Source organism: Microbacterium umsixpiens (assembly GCF_053543675.1).
Map to the genome: position 1 here is coordinate 7,805 of NZ_JBLVOH010000149.1, position 4,537 is coordinate 12,341.

Annotated in this window: 3 protein-coding genes; 2 read left to right on the forward strand and 1 reads right to left on the reverse strand. The window is 71.4% G+C overall.

The window, feature by feature from the left end; translation table 11 throughout:
• Window positions 1-240: 240 nt before the first annotated feature.
• Window positions 241-780 carry a YaeQ family protein gene (locus ACNPM4_RS14660; RefSeq protein WP_448986130.1) on the forward strand — a complete coding sequence of 180 codons (540 nt, stop codon included), beginning with the start codon at window positions 241-243 and terminating at the stop codon, window positions 778-780.
• A 214-nt stretch (window positions 781-994) separates the two neighbouring features.
• Here ACNPM4_RS14660 and ACNPM4_RS14665 read toward each other — a convergent pair whose 3' ends face one another.
• Window positions 995-3,292 carry a DEAD/DEAH box helicase gene (locus ACNPM4_RS14665; protein ID WP_448986131.1) on the reverse strand — a complete coding sequence of 766 codons (2,298 nt, stop codon included), beginning with the start codon at window positions 3,290-3,292 and terminating at the stop codon, window positions 995-997.
• 282 nt (window positions 3,293-3,574) lie between these two features.
• On the opposite strand from ACNPM4_RS14665, the gene ACNPM4_RS14670 reads away from it, so the two are divergent.
• Window positions 3,575-4,471: an aldose 1-epimerase family protein gene (locus tag ACNPM4_RS14670; protein ID WP_448986132.1), complete on the forward strand. Its 897-nt coding sequence runs from the start codon at window positions 3,575-3,577 to the stop codon at window positions 4,469-4,471.
• Window positions 4,472-4,537: the final 66 nt, after the last annotated feature.

The window sequence follows — 4,537 nt, forward strand, 5'->3', positions numbered from 1 at the left end:
CGAAACGGGCTCGCCCGCTCATCCGGATGCACGGACTCGACGGACGCCACGAAGACGACTACTCGCGCCGCGGGTTCCGACCAGGGCAGGGACACGTACAGTCGGGAGCGGCGACCGCGGCAGCGGTGCGCTTCACGCCCACTGCTCAGGCCGCGGCTGCGCAGCCGATGCTGTTCTGAGCCGGATCGCCCCTCTCACCCGGTCGGTCGCCCCACCCGTGGCCGCGTAGGCTCGGGGATCATGGCGATCGGTTCGACAGTCCACACATTCGAGGTGCAGCTCGCTGACACCGACCGCGGAATCTACGAGGACTACTCGCTGCGCGTGGCGCGGCATCCGTCCGAGACCGACGCGTACATGCTCACCCGCGTGCTCGCCTACGGACTCGAGTTCGCCGAGGGCATCACGTTCGGCGGCAGCATCTCCTCGACCGAGGAACCGGCCGTGCTCGTGCGCGACATGACCGGGCTCATCACCGTCTGGGTCGAGATCGGGGCGCCCGATGCCGAGCGACTGCACCACGGCAGCCGACTGGCCGAACGCACTGTCGTCTACACGCACCGCGACCCCGCGAAGGTCATGGCGCAGTGGGCGGACAAGCGCATCCACCGCCGCGAGGACATCCGCGTGTACAGCTTCGATCCCGGATTCATCGAGTCGGCCGCGGCTCTGATCGAACGCCGCAACACGATGACCCTCACGCGGGCCGAGGGAGTGATCTACCTCGACCTCAACGGCACGAGCCTGACCTCGACCGTGCACGCGCACGAGCTGGCCTGATCGGCGCGACTCAGCCCGCTCCCCCCACCGCCGAGCGCACGGCTTCGCGTCGAACGCACGGCGTCTTCACGCAGGTAAGCCGTGCACTCGGCAGCATCCCGTGCACTCGGCAGCAGGGAGCGGGTAGGGGGCGGGGAGCGCGGGGAGCGCGGGGCGCGGACACGACAGAGGCCCCGGACCGCGGAAGCGGGACGGGGCCTCTGGTGAGCGAGACTCAGGCGGTGAGGTCGGCCGCCGTCGGCACGCGACCGGCGATCTCCTCGATCACGTCGTCGTCGAGGCGCGCGTTCTCGAACGGCGCGTCGATCTCGGCGCGGTCGAGCAGCTCGGTCATGCGACGCTGACGCTGACGCGTGATCAGCGTGACGACACGACCCGAACGACCCGCGCGGCCGGTACGACCCGAGCGGTGCAGGTACGTCTTGTACTCGTCGGGAGCGTCGGCCTGGACGACCAGGTCGATGTCGTCGACGTGGATGCCGCGGGCGGCGACATCCGTGGCGACGAGCACGTTCACGCGGCCCGAGGTCAGACGCTCGAGGTTGCGCGTGCGCTTGGCCTGGTTCAGGTCGCCGTGCAGCGAGACGGCCGGGATGCCGGCATCGTCGAACTGCTCGGCGAGCATGTCGGCGTAGGCACGCGTGCGGGCGAAGACCAGCGTCTTGCCGGCACGGTCGACGAGCGACGTGAGGATGTCGGCCTTGTCACGGTGCTCGATCACGAGCACGCGGTGCTCGATCGTGCTGGAGTCCTGGTCTTCACCGGCGACCTCGTACACAGCCGGGTCGACGAGGAACTCGTCGACGAGAGCCGCGACCTCGCGGTCGAGCGTGGCCGAGAACAGCAGCTTCTGGCTGCCGTCTGCGGTGTGACGCAGGATGCGCTGCACGGGCTCGACGAATCCGAGCTCGCACATGTGGTCGGCCTCGTCCAGCACCGCGATGCGGCAGTCCGAGAGGTCGAGCTTGCCCTGGTTGATGAGGTCCTCGACGCGACCGGGGGTGCCGATCACGATGTCGACGCCCTTCTTCAGCGCACCGACCTGGCGACCCTGCGGGACACCACCGTAGATCTGCGTGGTGAAGAGGCCGACGCTGCGGGCGATCGGCTGGATCGTGCGGTCGATCTGCAGCGCGAGCTCGCGCGTCGGAGCGAGGATGATCGCGCGCGGCGACCGTCCGAACTCACGGCGCTTGCCGGCCTGCGACTGCAGCACGCGCTCGACGAGCGGGGCGCCGAAAGCGATGGTCTTGCCGGAGCCGGTGCGACCGCGGGCGAGCACGTCGCGCCCGGCGAGGACGGCCGGGATGCTGGCGGCCTGGATCGGGAACGGCGTCGCCGCGCCCATGCCGACGAGGGTGTCGACGATGTTCGAGCCGAGACCGAGGTCACCGAAGGTCACACCGTCGACCTCGACGGCTGCGACGGACTTCGCCTCGAGGCGCTCGTGCACGACGTCGTCGCCCGGGGTGAACTTCGCTCCGGTCGACTCGGGCCGGCTGGTGGCGTTCCAGTCGTTGCGGCTCGGGCGCTCGTTGCGCGCCGGACGCCCACGGGTGTCGGAGGTCAGCGGGCGCGGACGCTCGGTGCGGTACGCGCCACCGGTCGACGGACGCGAACGCTCGTCACGGCCGCCCTCGTACGAGCGCTGCGTGCGGTCGCGGTCGAAGGCCCGACGGGCGCGGTCGGCGTCGTACGAACGCTCGCCGCCGCGGTCGGCGCCACGGTCGTTGCTGCGGGCACGGTCGCCGCCGCGGTCGTCACGGCGCGGACGCTCGTCGCGGTCGAACCGGGGGCGCTCGGTGCCACGGTCGCTGTTGAACCGGGGACGCTCGGCGCCACGGTCGCTGTTGAACCGGGGACGCTCGCCGCCGCCACGGCGGTCGTCGCGGACCGGACGCCCGCCATCGCGGTGGTCGTTGTCGCGGAAGCCCTGACGCTGGGTGCCGGCGCCACGGTCGTCACGACGTGAGCGGTCGTCGCGGTCGAAGCGGGGGCGGTCGCCGCCGCGCTCGTCGCGGTAGGTTCCGGGACCGGTCGGGCGCTGTCCGCTCGGACGCTGTCCGCCACGGTCGTCCCGACGCGGACGGTCGTCGAAGCGGCCGCCGGCGCTGGGCCGGTCGTTGTAGCGAGGACGCTCGGAGCGCTCGTCGTTGCGGTGGTGCGGTGCCTCGCGGCGTCCGGACTCGGCGCGGTTGCGGATGCCCCGGGCCTCGTCGCGGCCGGCACGCTCGGAGGCGTTCCAGCGCTGCTTGGGCGCACCCGACTCGGCCTCGGCCGGGCGGTAGCCACGGTGACCGGCGCTGCGGCTGCCGGGACGACGGTCGTAGCCGCCGGCGGCGGGGGCGGAGCGGCGGTCGCCGGCATCCGCGCGGGCACCACGCTCGTCGCGCGCACCGTCACGGGCGGGGCCGCCGTTGTGGCGGTCGTGGAAGGAGGTCTTCTTGGCGCCGTAGCGCGGCTCGAAGTTGGCGGCGGGACGTCCGCCGCGGGGCTTCTTGTTCTTGGGCATTGCGTTGTCTTCCTGTGTTCTCGCACGAGAACAGCGCCGCGCACACGCGCGAGCACCCTGCGCGTGGTCGGATGCGACCAGCGGGGTTCCGGACTGTCAGCGGCCGGGGCCATTCATGTGATGGTTGATTAGCGTCGAGCGACGCTCACCATCGGCCCCTGGACTCACACTTCACACACATAAAACGTCCGCGCCAACGCGCGGGTGTCCGAAGCCGACCGCACAAGTGTAGCCGACGCGCCTGAGAGAGTGCCGACGCGGGGGTGGCCGTACGATGTCGAAGTGACTTCCGCATCCCCCACCGGCGCCCAGATCACCCTCCGACTCGGCGATGCGACCGCCCAGATCGCGCAGGTCGGCGCGTCTCTGCGGTCGCTGCGCATCGGCGGCGTCGACCTCGTCCCTCCATACCCGCTCGATCAGCCCACGCCCGCCTGTTCCGGCGTGGTCCTCACCCCGTGGCCGAACCGCGTGCGCGACGGTCGGTGGGATGACGACGGCACCTCGCGCCTGCTCGCGATCACCGAGCCGAAGCTGAACAATGCGAGTCACGGACTGCTGCGCTTCACGGCGTACGAGGTGTCGCACACCGACGCCGAAGCCGTGCTGCGGGCGACGATCGTGCCCCAGACCGGCTACCCGTACCTGATCGAGACCGCCGTGACCTACACGCTCACGCCCGACGGCATCGAGGTCACGCACACACTCACCAACCGCTCGGCGACGCCCGCGCCGGTCGCTCTCGGCACGCACCCCTTCGTGACGATCGGCGACGTCGACCCGCATGACCTGGTGCTGCGTGTTCCCGCCGAGACGGCGTTCACGACCGACGAGCGGATGCTCCCCACCGGCACCCGTCCCGCCGAGGCCGCCCTGCGCGACGGGGTCCGGCTGGGCGACGTCACCCTCGACACCGGGTTCACCGACCTCGCCCGCGACGCCGACGGCCGCGTGCGGCACTCGCTCACGGCACCCGACGGCCGCCGCGTGACCCTGTGGCAGGGCGAGGGCTTCGACTACGTGCAGGTGTACACGACCGCGCTCTATCCCGGCCAGAGCCTCGCGGTCGCGATCGAGCCGATGACCGCGCCCGCCGATGCGTTGAACAACGGCCTCGGCATCCGTCGTCTCGCCCCCGGCGAGACCTGGACCCTGCACTGGGGCATCGCCCTCGGCTGACCTGTTCCGGCCCGTCGCGGGGTCGGGCCCGTTCACAACTCCTCAAGAACCGAGCCGAAAGGCCCC

Excerpts from the sequence above, each read along its gene's own strand:
- ACNPM4_RS14660 (WP_448986130.1), top strand. The coding sequence starts at position 241 with ATGGCGATCGGTTCGACAGTCCACACATTCGAGGTGCAGCTCGCTGAC.
- ACNPM4_RS14665 (WP_448986131.1), bottom strand. The coding sequence starts at position 3,292 with ATGCCCAAGAACAAGAAGCCCCGCGGCGGACGTCCCGCCGCCAACTTC.